This is a genomic window from Nostoc sp. (genome assembly GCF_036917655.1).
GTDB lineage: Bacteria > Cyanobacteriota > Cyanobacteriia > Cyanobacteriales > Nostocaceae > Nostoc.
The window spans coordinates 99275-115435 of the sequence record NZ_JBALCY010000005.1 but is presented as its reverse complement, the minus strand read 5'-3'; the positions used below and the strand labels follow the sequence as shown (position 1 = coordinate 115435).

Here is a 16161-nt window from a genome sequence, read left to right as displayed (position 1 = left end):
CTTTCAAAAGTGGAGTTAAAGCCACTGTTTGCCATCACTTAGTTTCAAAAGGAGAATATCTTGGATGGCTCGAAATAAAAAGAAATCAGCCGGGTTCAAGTATGAGCATCAACTTGACTCTAGATGCCCGATTTGTTGTATTGTCCCGCCCCACATGCTTAAAAATGTCGTGGTGAATGGCAATCCCCAGCAGCGGACTTGGGCTTTTCATACATTAAATATTTCGGCACAATTTCTGGGACGGAGAAACGTCGTAGGTAATATCTCATTTGCACCTTCTCCAGGTGAAAAGCGCCGCACCATCTACGATGCGAAATATGGCCAGCAACTCCCTGGTACGCTGGTGCGTAGTGAGGGAGGCCCTCCCAGCAGTGACGTAGCAGTGAATGAAGCCTACGATGCGGCTGGTGCTACTTATGACTTGTTTCATGAGATATTCGATCGCAATTCCATTGACGACAAAGGACTACGTTTAGACTCCACCGTGCATTATGGCGTCAAATACGATAACGCCTTTTGGAACGGCGACCAGATGGTTTATGGTGATGGTGACGGAGAACTGTTTCAACGCTTCACGAAGTCAATTGATGTGATTGGGCATGAGCTAACTCATGGTGTAACCCAGTATCAAGCTGGTTTACAGTATTTTGGCGAACCAGGGGCACTGAATGAATCGTTTTCTGATGTCTTCGGTTCTCTGGTGAAACAGAAGATCAAAAATCAGACTGCACAAGAGGCAGACTGGCTGATTGGGCAAGGTCTTTTAGCGTCCACTGTCAAAGGTGTTGCCCTCCGCTCCATGAAAGCACCGGGAACAGCATATGATGATCCAGTATTGGGTAAAGATCCCCAGCCAGCCCATGTAAAAGATAAATATACTGGTACTGATGATAACGGCGGAGTGCATATCAACTCAGGAATTCCTAACTATGCTTTTTATCTAGCGGCTGTGGAAATTGGAGGTTATGCCTGGGAAAAAACTGGTAAAATCTGGTACATAGCTTTACGCGATCGCTTGCGTGCCAAAGCAGATTTTAAAAAAGCTGCCAGCGTCACCATTCAAATTGCTGGCGAACTCTACGGTAATGGTAGTAATGAGGAGAAAGCCGTGCAGAACGCTTGGCAAAAGGTAGGAGTTATTTAGAGACGCGATTAATCGCGTCTTTACAGGAGAGACGCGATTAATCGCGTCTGTTTTTTCTTAACTTGTAACTTTTTAGATGTATTGTTTGTTATTGCTAAACTGGGAGGTGAAAACTATCATCTCCCAGTTTTTGTATTTATCCCAACTAAATAATACAACGGAGAGCAAATAAATGCGGGTATCATTTGAACGCACGGGCGGCTTTGCTGGGATTACCAAGAAAACAACCGTTGATACAGACACTCTCCCGCCAAATGAAGCCGCCACACTTCCCCGACTGGTGGAAGCTGCTGATTTATTTAGACTACCTGAACAAATTACTTCGCCAAATCCCCAGAGCGATCGCTTTCAGTATAAGTTAACAGTAGAAGATAACGGTAAGCAGCATACAGTGACTGTCAGTGAGTCAGCATTGCCAGGAACCTTAAGACCCCTAATTGAATGGCTACAGAACATAGCACAGAAAAGGTAATTTTTTACTGAACAAGTTAAATAAAGGCTGATATAAATCCTAAATTTATCAGGGTACTATGAATCAACCAATCAAGCGAGCTTTTTTAGACACTGAAGATGGACAGATTCTTTATCGAATCGGTGGTGAGGGAGAGCCTTTGTTACTACTGCATATGAACCCCCGCAGTAGCGACGAATATCGGGAATTAATGTCCATTTTGGTAAAAAAGTACCGCGTGATAGCGATGGATTTCATCGGTTTTGGTGAGTCTGATAAACCGCCAAAATTGTATTCAGTGGCGGACTACGCTAAAACTGTTATTGCCCTGTTGGATGAGTTGGGTATTGAACAAACAAACATTCTGGGGAACCATACGGGCGCTTTCGTTTCTGGAGAAGTAGCCGCAGCTTATCCAGAACGGGTAAATAATTTAATTTTGTGTAACGTTGCTGGTTTTGGTGAAGCTGGAAAAGCAGATTTAATGAAGCGGTTTCAGGAAGGTTTTGTTATTCAAGAAGACGGTTCGCACCTAATGGAAAGATGGTTAGCCCGTTCTAGATATGTGGGTTCTGCTGATTTGAATCATCGTTGGGTTTTAGATGATTTGAAATGCTTTGGCTATCCTTTGTACGCAGTTTGGGCAGTAGGAAATTACTGTATAGATGCCGCCCAAAGGTTTACTTCAATTAAATGTCCCACACTGATAGTCTGGGGAATTGATGATGTAGAAGAATTCCAAAAATTAGGTTTAGCACTGGCAAAAGACCGATATTTCTTATCACAAGCAATTCCCCACGCTCAGGTTGTGGAGTTACAAGATGGAACCATCTGCATGATGAACCAAATACCTGAAGAAATATCAAAGGTAGTTATAGAGTTTCTGGACAATACAAATGTTTAAAACTCTATCCTCTTTTTAAATAGCGCCCAGTAGGAGAACCCAAAACCTGTCCATTGTTGTAAATCAAATTTCCCCGCAAAAAGGTACTCTTTACTCGCCCAGTTAACTCCACTCCTTCAAAGGGTGTGTAACTTTGTTGTGACTCCGACTCAGCAGCACGTACCACAAAGGTTTCATTGGGGTTTACCAACACCAAATCAGCATCATAGCCAATGGCAATATCACCTTTTTCTAACAAACCAAAGCGCCGGGATGGGTTCCAAGATAGCAACTTAGCCATTTGGTTGTAGGACATTCCTCGCTTGCTACCTTCACTAAATACACCAGAAAGTAAATATTCTGTACCGCCAAAACCAGATTTTGCTAACCAAATATTATTCGGGTCTTTAGCACTTCTTTTTTGTTCAGCAGAACAGCAAGCGTGGTCGCTAACTATCCAATCTACCTGATTGTTAAGTACTGCTTGCCATAAGTATTCCACATCAGCACGGGGACGAATAGGAGGGTTGACTTTTGCCCAAATTGTATTAGGAGTATCGACATCTAATAGCAAATGTCCAACAGTGACTTCTCGCCGAAAATTGATATGGGGAAAAGCAGTTTGCATAGTCAAAGCTGCTTCCATTGCTTTACGCGAACTCAGGTGCAACAAATTGATATTTGCACAGTTCGTCTCATGTGCCAAATAAGAAGCAATGCAAATTGCTAAACCTTCAGAATGAGGAGGACGCGCTGCACTATATGCGTGTAATCCGCTAAGACTAGAATCGTTTTCAACTATTTTGGTATAAGCGTTGAGAATTTCTGCAACTTCGCAGTGCAAACTCAAGCTGATAGTATCTCGCGCTTCTGGATGTTTTTCTATCAAGCGAGTTAGACCGCGCATAATAAATTCAAAATGGGCGAAGTCGTACCGTTCCTCTTTATTAATCATTAAAAAAAGGTTTTGCTGGTCTGACAAACCATGCAAGCCATAGCCGCCATAAAACATAAAGATTTTAAACGAAGAGACACCGTGTTCTTCAAACATTAGAGGTATTTCATCGATATGCTGGCTAGCTATAGGTGCGATGTGATAGCTGTAATCCACAAAAAAATTACCTGCGGATAAGGACAACACCTCTGGAAAAAAATCGCGGTAGGAGCCGCCTTTGTTAAGATAATACTGCCCTGTACGGATGTAATTTAAGCTGGTAGTCACGCCTCCCATCGCGGCTGCTTTGGTTTCAGTTACAGCATCTTTGTCGAGGGATTGGTAGATACCGATGTGCATATGGGCATCCACAACCCCAGGAAAGGCTAGCAGGTTTTTGCCATCAAATACCTCTTTGCCTCTGTCTGGGCTAATATTAGGGGCGATTTGAGCAAATTTCCCATCCTGAATTCCTAAATCAAGTAGTTCGATTACATCCTGATGGGGACGAACTACCCGCACATTTTTGATAATTTGATCTAATAGGGGAGTTTCAGACACAGTAGACCTCACACTAAAATGAGTACATAACCCAAAGTTTTAATGCTAAAAAATGATATCAACACAGATGATATTATTCCATCCAACCATTCTACAAGTTCAGATCCAGAACTCTGGGCACTTGTTTTTAGCTAATGATGGATGAATGCCCTGGTTTAGTCAGGAATTCCAACATTGAATCGGGACGAAGACCAAATCCCATGATTATATAACGGTTTTTTAGGAAATCATTTTCAGGAGAAAAGACAATGGAAAGTTTTAATGAGTATCATCTAGACCCAAATGAATTTACTTTTCTCAAAACTTTTCAAGATAACTGGCAAGTGATTAGAGATGAGTTTACACGCTTTATTAAGCAGGCATCTAATGAGGAGTTAAAACTGACTTATGATATTTTGGGGCCTAAAAGTAAAACCATTAAAACCAAAGGTGATGCAAAATATAGTGCTTTTGGTATCTTATTTCAAGGGAACTTTATTGAAAAATATATTCAGGCGCATCAAATACAATATCCTGATTATGGGCCAGATGATGCATCACAAAAAGCACTTGCATTAAGAGATAAATATTTCCCAAACTTAGCTAAAGTAATAGGAAAAGTCAACTTTATCGATGATGAGATCATCAGAAATGTGTATTTTGGTACATTCCATCCCGGCTTGGACATCAAGCTGCATGTGAACTATAACCCTCATATGAATCGTGGCTATCTAGGATTGATTGTACCAGAGGGGGATGTGGCTATGAAAATATGCCATGAGCAGCTTTATTGGCATGAAGGAAAATTTCTGGTTTTAGATCACAGCTATCCACACTGCCCGCACAATTATACCAATTATGACAGAACTGTCTTGGTTGTAGACTTTTTTAAACCGGATAAACCTAGAGAAGAAATTATCCAATTTGAAAAAGAGCAAGTCACACAACGGATGCAAGATAATCCTTATAGCTTAGGTGTTTTTGGTAAAAGCGATAAAGCTAAAGAAGAAGATTTTATCAAGTATGGTTTAGCTCATCAATTAGAGTGGGATAAAGCCTTAGAAGCCTAGAGGATATCTGAGAAGGGGGACTAGAAGCATTAGTGTCAACTTAAGCGCAAACCCTTTTAAAACCTCGTTTCTAGCCTCTGGCTGGAAATGCTGATTATTACCCAAGTTGCGGGTTATTAGTCTCCCATGTACTCCTGGCCATAATTCAGGATCTTAAAAAGTAATTCTCATAGCCCCCTCTCGAAGAGCGGGGAGGGGGTTGGGGGTGGGGTTCTAAGAACAACTAGTAAGGGCTGCACTACATTGATCTTCCCTTGTCAACCAACCCTTAACACCTTGATATTCCACTTGCGCCCAATCTCCCTGGCAGCCTAACAATTTGACAGGCGTATTAGCAGGAATTCTTCCCACTTTTCGGCTTTGTTGACTGGTACTAGCATATAAATGCACGCCATTAGTACCGTAGCCCCGCGTTGTTAAGCCTAACTTTGGCACAAATACCCATCCAGTTCCTTTAAAACCATCACTAGCATTAGTAATCTGCACCCAATCTCCAGCAGCACCAATAACCTGAACTGTTTCGTTAATAGGTATTTGTCCTAGAATTGTGTTGTTTGTACTTGCACCACTCCGCACATTTAAACCTTGCGAATCTGTATCGGTGACGTAGGCAAGAATATCGCACTTTTGAGGATTAGTTGATTTCGCTAAAGCTATTTGATAAGCTATACCTGTATTGAGTATCACACTAATACAACTGAATGCCAATCCTATCAGTAACTTTGATGCTGGATTTTTCACTTTTTTTGTCATAATTGGTTCAATTTTCTGGCATCAGTACCTAAGATTGGAGTCTTATTTGTATCTCATCATCTACCCAAATAAATTAGGGTTAACTTTGTAACGTAGTTGCCTAAAAGGGATTTTAGTACTGTAATAACACTTTTAATTCTACAAAATTTAGTCCTGCGATGTCTACGACGGGCTACGCCTACGCAGATGGATGCAACACAACGACATGATTGAGTATTAAAATATCAGTATATGGTGTAGTTAACGCCAACAGTGAGTTCAAATTTTGACAACTTTTTATTAAGTTATATGAATATCAACATACAGCCCATATCAGATAGCATAGTTAAAGAGATTATTAATCTCGATAATGTCAGTATTTTAGAATTAGACAAAGAAGAAATTATTAGCCTGTTTAAATCTAATGGAATTTTACTTTTTAGAGGATTTGATGTTGATACTGGCATTTTTAAAGAATTTACCAATCTCTTGAGTATCGATTTTAGAAATTATGCTGGTGGTGCATTCAGTAGAAGGGTAATTAATGGAGATCAGACTATTTTAAGCGTAAATGATTTTAAGTCTGAGATTAAGTTGCACGGCGAAATGTATTATCAGAAAAATATCCCACTTATGTTGTGGTTTTTCTGTGCTAATCCGCCATTAGAAGATGGTGAAACTACAGTATGTGATGGCAGACAATTTTTTAATGAAATTAGTAGTTCAACCAAAGAGTTATTCAACAAAAATAAGTTAAAATTTACTGTTCGGGTATCTAAAGAGGACTGGCAGAAAAAATACCAAACAAATAACTTGAATACACTAGAAGAAATGTGTCAGAAGAATAATACGCATCTAACGATAAATGATGATCAATCGATTCTGCTTGAATACATTTGTCCAGGCATTATCCCTAGCAGATGTGGAAAATATCAAGTGTTTATTAATAGTCTATTGCCCACAAAGCAGTTAAATCCAAAGATTCTTAACTTTGAGGATGATTCAGAAATTTCTGATGAGGTTGTCTTTGAACTTAATGAAATTGCTGAAAAAATCACCACAGAAATTTCTTGGCAAAAAAGCGATATTTTAATGATTGATAATACAAGAATACTTCATGGTAGAAGAGCTTTTACTGATGATCAAAGAGATATTTATATCAGGCTATGTTCCCCAGCTTTTTCTTTCTAAATGTGTTAATTATTGGTCAGTTTTACTGATATAAGTTAGATAAGGAACATGGATTGAGCAGAATAGAAAACTTATCTTTTGTAGGGTGTGTTAGCGACAGCGTAACGCACCTAAACCATATTCAATGGTGCGTTACTAACGCACCCTACGAAATTTGTAAGTTATTAAATCTACGTTCCTAAGCTGATAGCCAACATAGAGTTTTACCAGTTTCTATCTAACCCGTTACCTCATATCATAACCAAACAAATTTGGGTCTACTTCTGGTAACTGCAACTCTGCTAAACCATACTCCGCCCATCGTCTCTCTACCATCGCCGCCACATCTGGATCAGATTCCAAAGGCAAACCCCATTCATGGTCTGTTTCCGGCGGAATTTTTGTAGTTGCATCAATTCCCATGCGTCCACCTAAGCCAATCTTTTCACTGGCAAAATCCAACGTATCAAAAGGTGTATTCGGCAAAATAAATACATCCCGCACTGGGTCAACTTTGGAACTAATCGCCCATACAACTTGACGCGGATCGCGAATATTTATGTCTTTATCCACAACAATTACAAATTTTGTGTATGTAAATTGTGGTAAAGCACTCCAAAATGCTAAAGCTGCCCGTCGCGCTTGTCCCGGATATGCTTTATCAATGGAAATAATCGCCGCTTTATAACTCAAAGCTTCCATTGGTAGGAAGAAATCGACAATTTCTGATACTTGTTGCCGCAGAATGGGGGTATAAATGCGATTTAGCGCGATCGCCATCATCGCTTCTTCTTTAGGTGGACGGCCGCTAAATGTTGTTAAATAAATCGGATTTTTCCGGTGCGTCATACACTCAAACCGAATCAATGGCGAATCTTCCACGCCGCCGTAATAACCCATATGGTCGCCAAAAGGCCCATCTGGTAAGACTTCCCCTGGTGTAATCGTCCCTTCCAAGACAAACTCGGAATCTGCGGGAACTTCCAAATCTACAGTTTTGCATTTTGCCAACTGCACACCCGAACCGCCGTACAGTCCAGCAAACAGCCATTCTGATAAATCTACAGGTATGGGTGTGGCAGCTGCCATAATAATTAGAGGATCTACACCAAGTGCGATCGCAACTTCTAATTTTTTCCCACGTTCAGCCGCTTTTCGCAAATGCCTCGCCCCACCCCGCACCGATAACCAGTGAACCGTCATCGTATTCTGAGATTGTAGTTGCAAGCGATACACACCTACATTTGGAGTACCCGTCTCACAATCTTTGGTAATTACCAGTCCCAGCGTGATAATCTTGCCAGCATCACCAATATAAGGACGTATCAAAGGCAACTTGTTTAAATCTAAATCATTACCTTGAAGGACAACTTGCTGACAAGCAGGGAAAAAGTCCCGTCCTGGTTTCGCTTTTAGCACGTCAAACAGTACTTTTCCAAAATCTATCGCCTGGGAAATCTTCTTCGGTGGTTTTGGCTGTTGCAGCATACCCAGTTTTTTCCCCAGAGTTTCCAACTCCTCTGGATGCTGCATATTCATCGCCCAGCAAATTCTTTCCACAGTACCCATCAAATTCACCGCCACCGGGAAGGAAGCGCCTTTGACGTTTTCAAACAACAACCCTGGCCCACCTTTTTGCAGCATCCGGTTGGAAATCTCAGCAATTTCTAAATCTGGGTCAACTAAAGCTGAAATCCGCCGTAATTGTCCCTTCTGTTCCAAAATTTTAATGAATCCCCGCAAGTCTCTCGCCATTGTTCTAATAAAGCTGATTATTTAAGAAGTGTGAAGCGCGTTCTTATATTATGGGGCATTGGGCATTGGGCATTGGGCATTGGGTAGGGACAAGGAAGGAATTTGTTCAATAATTCTCCCTTGTCCCCTGCTCCCTCATCTACCCATTCGGGAAATTGTTGGTTTTAATTGGAAATTAACCTATTTAGTAACTTTTCTTAACTGTGTTTTCCAAAGTATTTAGTTATTGTATCTGAGGATACGCAATTATTTTTTATAAATAAGTGCTAACCAAATCAAACATGGCCAGAATATACTATACCTTCCTGGCAGGTGGACTTGTTATATGTCCCCTGCTAGGTTTATTTGTTACAAATGAGATGTGGGTGCGTACAGATGTACACTCATAACAATATATACAGCGTTTGTCAGGAAAATGAGGTACACAGGTAGGGGCACAACATTGTTCATTGGTGTCAACTTAAGCTCAAACCCCTTTAAAACCTCGTTTCCAGCCTCTGGCTGGAAATGTTGATCATTGCGGCTCTGCCGCAAGTCTTGAGGCAGCAGCCCCACATTAGGCATTCCCAGTCTCCGACTGGGAACGAGATAACCTATAAAAGCTGGTTCTAGACTGGCTTTTACGTTAAGTTGACACCAATGAACATTGTTGTGCCCTTACAATAATCTGTACCTCACTAAGTTGCAATCTGCTGTATATAACAGGTATTTTGTGAAATGGTATGAGCAGTATTTTTCTAAGTTGAGCAATGAATTTGATTAATTTTCAAGATTATCAATAAAAAATATTTTATAATTAGTGATTTTTGGTAACATCATTAAACTAATAATCCTCCGCCTAAAAGGTGTGAGATGTTTAAGTAATAATGTTGACTTTACCAGTGTCAATATCGTAACAAGCGCCAACAATTTTTAGTTTACCTTCACGGAGTAATTTGGCTAGAATCGTTGAGCTTTCCTGCAATTTTTCAGTCTGATATTGAATGTTGGCAATAACCGCATCTTGCATATTATCACCTGTTCTTAACTTTACCCTTTCTATAGATGGTTTGATACCCTCAATAATCAAACCAATTCTGCCAGGAAGTGGTTCATTTTTGATTGCTTCTGCTACTGCACCGCATCTTCTATGACCCAAAACCACAATCAACTGCGAACCCAATACTGTTGTAGAGTATTCCAGACTACCTATAACCATGTCACTGACGACATTACCAGCAACTCGCACGACAAATAAATCTCCAAGTCCTTGATCGAAGACAATTTCCGCTGGTACTCTGGAATCTGCACAACCCAATATAGCGGCAAAGGGATACTGAGCTTTAGCAACTAATTGTAGACGTTCTAGTGATTGATCAGGATATTGACGTTTTTGATGGATAAACCTTTCATTACCATCCAGCAAGCGTCTGACGGCTTGATTAGGACTAATGGGATTAGGGTTAACTGGGTGAATATCAGCAATAGCAGTTTGCTCTGGATTCCAAAAGCTATCACCAAAAGCAGTAGCCGCAATACCTACCACACTTGCGAATTTTAAGAAATCACGTCGCCCTACAAATCCATTAATTCGACTCATCAATCTACCTGACAACAACAAAGCTGTTTTCAGGAAGATATCAGATTAAAGCAAGATGCAAGAGTACCCTTTTACACGATTTAAGAGTCATTTAATCTTCACATTGCATCGTAATTTAGAACTTAAGTAAGTAGGCATAATTAAACATAGAATAAAATCTCAGTTCGTAGTGAGCGATTCATCGCTCATAGCAAGTTTGCTCAGAACTAAAGTCCTTACTACAAACTTTAATTTATTTACGCCTATTTATTTATTTATTGTATGTATTTCCTGTGTTTTTTTGGGAATAATTAACACAGTACTGACTATATTTATGCCTTTTTTAGACAAAATAAACTGGAATTTGCTACGTAAAAATGCTCCAAATAGCTCTGGGATAGATCCGTTTATCTCCAGCCAACAATCTGTAACACCATCAACCCCCAAAAACCTAGCTAAATTAGAGCATGAAATGGAGCTAGAGAGGCGAGTTCTCAAAACATCCCCTCAGCAACCGCATAGCAAAGCCAAGCGGGGTATAGGTAGTAGACTTATTTGGATAGCAATACTTATAGGCATTCCGGTTGGTGTAATTTGGGTGGCGAACCAGCCTTACCCAGTGATTCGCCATTCGGTGATGCTTCATGCGCCTTTTTTGTTGCTACCCAGCTACATCAGTATGGATAGTCACTATCGACAGGCGTTGGTATTAGTCGAGCAAGCTGAACAATTGATTGAAAAAGCTACTAGTCCCGCTGATTTGGCTTTGGGAGAACAGAAGCTACAAGAAACACAAAAACATTTAGATCAATTACCAACTTCCTTTGTAAACGATTGGTCTGAATACAAATATTGGTGGTATGACTCGCGCTTTAGCATCTACGGTTTTAATGCATTTCGGAGTAAAGTTGGGCAGCTAGAAGCTCAGGTTTTTCAGGAAAAGAATGCTCAGTCTTTGCTTACCGATGATATGCAGACTCTATTAAATGCAAAACAGCAATATGAACGGGCTACAACAGCAACTGATAAACAGACTGCAACAGCTGCTTGGCAAACGGCGCTGAATCAATTTGAGCAGATTCCTGGTGAAACTCTGGCAGGAAAAACTGTACAAAATCAACTAGATAATTATAAGCGTGAGTTTCAGGAAGTTGTTGGATTGGCAGCTGGGAACGATCGCATCAGTGCCTTAATCACCGCAGCGCGGCAATTTTCCTGGCAAGCTGCCAAAGCTGGTCAAAATCCGCCACACGCCGTAACTGAATGGCGACAGATAGAAAATTTGTGGATAGAGGCAATTGAACGGCTCAAAGAGATTCCTTCAAAAGACGTGGCGGGTTATACCGAGGCACAGAAGTTATTAGCAATTTATGAGGCGAATTTAGGTCAAGTTAGGGTAAGGCGGCAAGCTGAAACAGATGCTGTGGAAGCTTTGGAGGCAGCACAACAAGAAATTGGAAGGTTGCTGGCTTCAACTCCTACTGATGCTCATGATGGGGAGCGCAATCGGGTGTTGAGCCAATTGCAAAGTATTATTAATCAATTAGAAAAGGTGCAAAATGGCACAACAGCCTATCTAAAAGCTCAAGAGTTACTACTGTCGGCAAATAATAAACTTAGGCAGCTACAGATTAAATAAATGGTGGCGATCGCTTTGGTATGATCCACTTGGCTAACTAACTATGTGTTTTCTGTTTGATTTCTAGCCAGTTGTGGTGAAGCGGTGACACTTGCTCTGCTTGTTTACTGCAACCACCATTTAAGGTGATTCACAGAGCGCGGGCGTCAACAACTGGCCATTGGGTGGGATTTTTGAGACGGGAATCGATCCCTTGTAGAATTTTCTCAATGTCCCAGTAACCCTGCTGATATATCAATTAAAACTGCAATAGAAAAATTTTGGATGCCAAATTGCCAAAAGCACTCAATTAGTTTTGATTGGGGCAAACATAGGCGTTTTTATACCATGAAAAAATGCCCCAGGTTTCCTCTGGAGCGGCTTTGCAGGAGTTGTTGTGACTCAGCAGTACATCAAAAAGTGATGCAGAGCTTTATATATAGGAAGTTGAGTACGCCTTCCTGTTCAATCGGGGTTCTGGCAAATCCGGGTAATTTAGGTTTTGGTCACTTTTTCCTGAATGAATGTCCTGTTTTACCTTTCTACTCGCTGTAGATGTGATTAAGAAACGCAAGGATTATTGGGGAGAATTCTTTGAGCATCGAAAACGACGGTCGCGGCAGTGGCAGAAAGTATTATAGCTTTTGTATTAGTTATAGATAGCGTAGGCGCAGCCCGCCTTCGGCATCGCTATCGCTTGGTAAAGCTCCCTTATTAAACTGGTGTTATGTTGAACGGGAAAAACTCGAAATACCACAGGATGTGCAATTGTTAACAACAAAATTGACATTCATGCATTCGAGTCGCGGTAATTTACTGTTATTGCCACTAACGGCACGCCCCAAAGCACTACCGTCAAAATGCTTTTTGGTTGCCCATTGGTGGCACAGGACTTAATGTCTCTTACCTGCTCCCAGATATAGCTCACCCACTTTCGGGTCATTCAACAATTCTTCACCAAGACCGGAGATCGCATCGCGTCCCGACTCCAAAACATATCCGCGATTAGCCATCTCTAAAGCTTTACGGGCATTTTGTTCTACTAGTACGATCGCAGTTCCCGCCTGATTAATTTGTTTAATCTGCTCAAACACTTGTGTCACCAAGATGGGGGATAAAGCAGCAGATGGTTCATCCAAAATCAGCAAATTAGGTTCCAGCATCAAAGCTTTGCCCATCGCTAGCATCTGGCGTTCTCCTCCAGAGAGAGTACCAGCGCGTTGACGACGGCGATCGCTTAGTCTGGGGAACATGGTAAATATTTTATCTTTAATTGGTTTCAGAGGAACGTTAAGCACAAAAGCACCCATCTCCAAGTTCTCTTCAACACTGAGGGAAGGGAAGACATTGGCGATTTGAGGTACGTAGCACATTCCTCGTTGGACGATTTGATTGGACTTTAGCCCCACGATATTTTCACCTTTGAAGGTAATTGTGCCTGTGTGGGGGATCAAAAGCCCAAAAATTGCTTTTGCCAAAGTAGATTTACCCGCACCGTTGGGGCCAATCACTGTTACCAATTCCCCTGGTGCAACCCGGAAATTCACACCTTGCAGGATATCTACATCTTTGATGTATCCAGCATGGACATTTTGAACATCTAGTAAATAGTCATTTGTCATTGGTCATTTGTCATTGGTCATTTGTCAACAGTCAAGTCAAGCATAACTATTGACTGTTGACTATGGACTATTACGGAGTTTTTTGCAACTCTGGTCGTTCTTCTGGAAGAATCGCCCCTTCTACTGGGCAAACTTGGAGACAGATGCCACAGTCGATACAAGTGGCAAAGTCAATCCAGTACCAATCGGTTCCCTTGGCATTTTTGCCTGGGCCATCATGAATGCAAGCTACTGGACAGGCACCTACGCAGTCAGCGACGCCTTCACAGACTTCTGTAACAATTGTGTGCGGCATGTTCTCGATTCCCTCTCTTCTGTATCGGCTATTTCTAGCCTAGCAGGGGACTGGGGACTGAGGGAGTGGGGACTGGAAGGAGCAAGAATTTTAGATTTTAGATTTTGGATTTTAGATTGAAATTTAATCCAAAATTTAAAATCCAAAATCTAAAATTGAATTGCCCTGTTTGGCCCATTCCCAACTCACTTAACGCAATGATTCAATGGTTGGTGAGCCATCAGCTTTGATCCAAGCAATTTGGGCAATGCTGCGATCGCCTGCATATTGGCGAATAGCTTCTGCATCCCTTCCCCCCAAATCAATTTCTACCCGCACCAAATCAGTAGAATCTCTGAGTTTTTGCGCGTAGGCAAAGGCAAGGGCATTAGCACTCGGCGTCTCTGGTGCTACTAACCAGTCACTCGCTGGGGTTGCTTGTGGTAATTGCTGAGTAGACAACAGAACTTGGTATAAATCTTCGATATTGAGTCCAAAACCAATTCCGGGGATGTTTTCTCCTTGAGGATGATATAGCCCTAAAAGCTGGTCATAGCGACCACCGCGCCCTAAAACCCTGGCTTGGGACTCGGTATCGTTGACAACCTCAAAGACGATGCCAGTGTAGTAATCTATGGTCTGGATGAGGCTGAGGTCAAGGATTAACGGAAATTTTTTCTCGGATTCTAGTAATTCTACTAGGGATTTGAGGTTATTTACTGCCTCTCGCTGTTCTTCATCTAGATCCAAACTACTGACTTTTTGCAACACATCTGCACTTGGCCCGCGCAAATCCAGGATGATTTGGGCCCGATCGCGTAGTTTGTCACTTAGGGGTAAAGTATCTATAGTAATGCGGTCGAGATGGGCGATCGCACTGCGAACTTTATCCTGTAAATTAGCAGGAAAGGCACTCAGGAGCGATCGCGTAATTCCCGCCTCACCTAAAATTAAATGCCATCCCTGCAAATCCAGTGCTGCCAAACAATCTGCTACTAACAGCAGTACTTCCGCATTCGCCAGCAATCCGCCAGCACCTAACAACTCCACCCCAGCTTGATAAAACTCTTGCTGGCGATTATGCCTACTTTCCCAAGTGCGGCGAAACACATTGGCATTGTAGTACAGCCGTTGTGGATAAGTTACGCCTGCCATCCGGGTGACAACAGTACGAGCAATAGATGCTGTTAATTCTGGACGTAGCCCTAATTCATCATCTTCGCCATTTTGTAGTTGAATCACCATCTGACGCTGGATTGCTTCCCCCGCCATCAGGGTATCCATGCGCTCTAAAGTCGAGGTGATAATCCTGTGATATCCCCAACGGCGAAACACCTGCTGTAACCGATCTTCAATCCAGCGTTTTTTCTCTACATCCAAGGGTAATAAATCCCTGGCTCCCGCTGCTGGTTGATACACCATTATTTTTTCTTCCCACCAAACAAACCACCGAACAAACCACCACTACCAGATTTATCTGGTTGCTTATCTCCATTATTGTGGGATGAAGTCACCTTATGATCACTGGGTTGTTGTCCTAAAGCCTTATCTATTTTAGGTTTCCAATGCAACGCTGTTTCGTCATTAGGGTCTAATTTTAGAGCGTTGTCGAAGTGGATTTTTGCCATTTTTAGCTGATTTTGCTTCAAATACACCATTGCAATTAAGCTATGGCAGCGACTATTTTTAGGTTCTAGCTTTAAGGCATCTTGCAACTCTACTTTGGCTTGGGCCAATTGGTTTTTGTCAATCAAAGATTGAGCGCGACGAACATACTGTTCTACAGCTGAGTCTTCTTTTGGTGGTGCTGGTGCTAGTGGTGGATTTTTTGGTGTATTTGGCTGAGGCGTCCCTGATTGGACTTTGGGTTGAGCAGTTGGTGGCGGCGCTGTGGATGATTTGCCCGCACTCCGCATTAAATACACTAAATTCAACTCACTAACTTGGGCAATGACTTGTAGCGCTTGCTCTAAAGAATCATATTGAGTTTGGGCTAGTTTAGCGATCGCACTTTTATAGAAATGATCGACATTAGAGGCATCAGCTAACTGTTTAGCCAAATCGGTGTTTAGAGTCACCGAAGTAGACTCTTGTACTAGGCGCTTGCCAATTTGCGACAAAATTAGAATATATTCCGCGCGAGTGCGATCGCTAGAAAGTTTTTCGTAAGCTGGGTTAACCAGCTTTGATAACAATTCGTTCCCTAGCTGTTTTTGAGTAGCAGTTTTAGTAAAACTACTGTCCGGGTGTAAGCGGCGGGCGATTTTTAGATAACGTTTGCGAATCTCTTTGACATCCGCATCAACTGGAATGCACAATACTGCGTGATGATCTATGAAATCATATTTAAATAGTCCACGATCTATTTTGAAAGACATATAGACGTTTTGCACCAAAGGAGCAGTTAGAT

At 41.6% G+C, this 16161-nt stretch carries 15 protein-coding genes; 6 read left to right on the top strand and 9 right to left on the bottom strand.

Features of this window, described 5'->3' with window-relative positions; genetic code table 11:
• The first annotated feature begins 64 nt into the window (after positions 1-64).
• From V7K30_RS03925 to V7K30_RS03915, 3 genes are all read left to right on the top strand, one after another.
• A complete protein-coding gene (locus tag V7K30_RS03925) occupies positions 65-1144 on the top strand; it encodes a M4 family metallopeptidase (RefSeq protein WP_334997306.1) in 1080 nt (359 codons plus the stop codon).
• A 172-nt stretch (positions 1145-1316) separates the two neighbouring features.
• Positions 1317-1616 (top strand): protealysin inhibitor emfourin, encoded by a 300-nt coding sequence (locus tag V7K30_RS03920; protein WP_334997304.1) that lies wholly within the window; start codon positions 1317-1319, stop codon positions 1614-1616.
• A 58-nt stretch (positions 1617-1674) separates the two neighbouring features.
• Positions 1675-2499 carry an alpha/beta fold hydrolase gene (locus tag V7K30_RS03915; RefSeq protein WP_334997301.1) on the top strand — a complete coding sequence of 275 codons (825 nt, stop codon included), beginning with the start codon at positions 1675-1677 and terminating at the stop codon, positions 2497-2499.
• A gap of 4 nt (positions 2500-2503) precedes the next feature.
• On the opposite strand, the gene V7K30_RS03910 is transcribed toward V7K30_RS03915, so the two are convergent.
• Positions 2504-3973 (bottom strand): amidohydrolase family protein, encoded by a 1470-nt coding sequence (locus tag V7K30_RS03910; RefSeq protein ID WP_334997299.1) that lies wholly within the window; start codon positions 3971-3973, stop codon positions 2504-2506.
• Between the two features lie 248 nt (positions 3974-4221).
• On the opposite strand from V7K30_RS03910, the gene V7K30_RS03905 reads away from it, so the two are divergent.
• Positions 4222-5022, top strand: coding sequence for an aspartyl/asparaginyl beta-hydroxylase domain-containing protein (locus V7K30_RS03905; RefSeq protein ID WP_334997297.1), 801 nt, complete (start codon positions 4222-4224; stop codon positions 5020-5022).
• Between the two features lie 213 nt (positions 5023-5235).
• Here V7K30_RS03905 and V7K30_RS03900 read toward each other — a convergent pair whose 3' ends face one another.
• Positions 5236-5775 carry an SH3 domain-containing protein gene (locus tag V7K30_RS03900; RefSeq protein ID WP_334997295.1) on the bottom strand — a complete coding sequence of 180 codons (540 nt, stop codon included), beginning with the start codon at positions 5773-5775 and terminating at the stop codon, positions 5236-5238.
• Positions 5776-6063: 288 nt separating this feature from the next.
• Between V7K30_RS03900 and V7K30_RS03895 the strand changes: the two genes are divergently transcribed.
• The gene (locus tag V7K30_RS03895; protein ID WP_334997293.1) at positions 6064-6945 is read left to right on the top strand and encodes a TauD/TfdA family dioxygenase; all 882 of its coding nucleotides are present in this window, start codon (positions 6064-6066) and stop codon (positions 6943-6945) included.
• A gap of 225 nt (positions 6946-7170) precedes the next feature.
• Here the strand turns inward: V7K30_RS03895 and V7K30_RS03890 are convergent, their stop codons facing one another.
• The 3 genes from V7K30_RS03890 to V7K30_RS03880 all read right to left on the bottom strand — a co-directional run bounded on the left by V7K30_RS03890 (position 7171) and on the right by V7K30_RS03880 (position 10258).
• Entirely contained in the window at positions 7171-8679 is a 1509-nt protein-coding gene (locus V7K30_RS03890; RefSeq protein WP_334997291.1) for a UbiD family decarboxylase, read from the bottom strand.
• A 348-nt stretch (positions 8680-9027) separates the two neighbouring features.
• Positions 9028-9243, bottom strand: coding sequence for a hypothetical protein (locus tag V7K30_RS03885; RefSeq protein ID WP_334997289.1), 216 nt, complete (start codon positions 9241-9243; stop codon positions 9028-9030).
• 292 nt (positions 9244-9535) lie between these two features.
• A complete protein-coding gene (locus V7K30_RS03880; RefSeq protein WP_334997287.1) occupies positions 9536-10258 on the bottom strand; it encodes a carbonic anhydrase in 723 nt (240 codons plus the stop codon).
• A 313-nt stretch (positions 10259-10571) separates the two neighbouring features.
• Between V7K30_RS03880 and V7K30_RS03875 the strand changes: the two genes are divergently transcribed.
• Positions 10572-11876: a hypothetical protein gene (locus V7K30_RS03875; protein ID WP_334997285.1), complete on the top strand. Its 1305-nt coding sequence runs from the start codon at positions 10572-10574 to the stop codon at positions 11874-11876.
• An 872-nt stretch (positions 11877-12748) separates the two neighbouring features.
• Here V7K30_RS03875 and V7K30_RS03870 read toward each other — a convergent pair.
• The 4 genes from V7K30_RS03870 to V7K30_RS03855 form a co-directional block, all read right to left on the bottom strand.
• Positions 12749-13477 carry an ABC transporter ATP-binding protein gene (locus tag V7K30_RS03870; RefSeq protein WP_334997283.1) on the bottom strand — a complete coding sequence of 243 codons (729 nt, stop codon included), beginning with the start codon at positions 13475-13477 and terminating at the stop codon, positions 12749-12751.
• A gap of 70 nt (positions 13478-13547) precedes the next feature.
• The gene (locus V7K30_RS03865) at positions 13548-13772 is read right to left on the bottom strand and encodes an indolepyruvate ferredoxin oxidoreductase subunit alpha (RefSeq protein ID WP_334946780.1); all 225 of its coding nucleotides are present in this window, start codon (positions 13770-13772) and stop codon (positions 13548-13550) included.
• Positions 13773-13961: 189 nt separating this feature from the next.
• Positions 13962-15173 carry an ATP phosphoribosyltransferase regulatory subunit gene (locus V7K30_RS03860; protein ID WP_334997281.1) on the bottom strand — a complete coding sequence of 404 codons (1212 nt, stop codon included), beginning with the start codon at positions 15171-15173 and terminating at the stop codon, positions 13962-13964.
• A complete protein-coding gene (locus V7K30_RS03855; RefSeq protein ID WP_334997279.1) occupies positions 15173-16129 on the bottom strand; it encodes a J domain-containing protein in 957 nt (318 codons plus the stop codon). The genes V7K30_RS03860 and V7K30_RS03855 overlap by 1 nt, the downstream gene beginning before the upstream one ends.
• Positions 16130-16161: the final 32 nt, after the last annotated feature.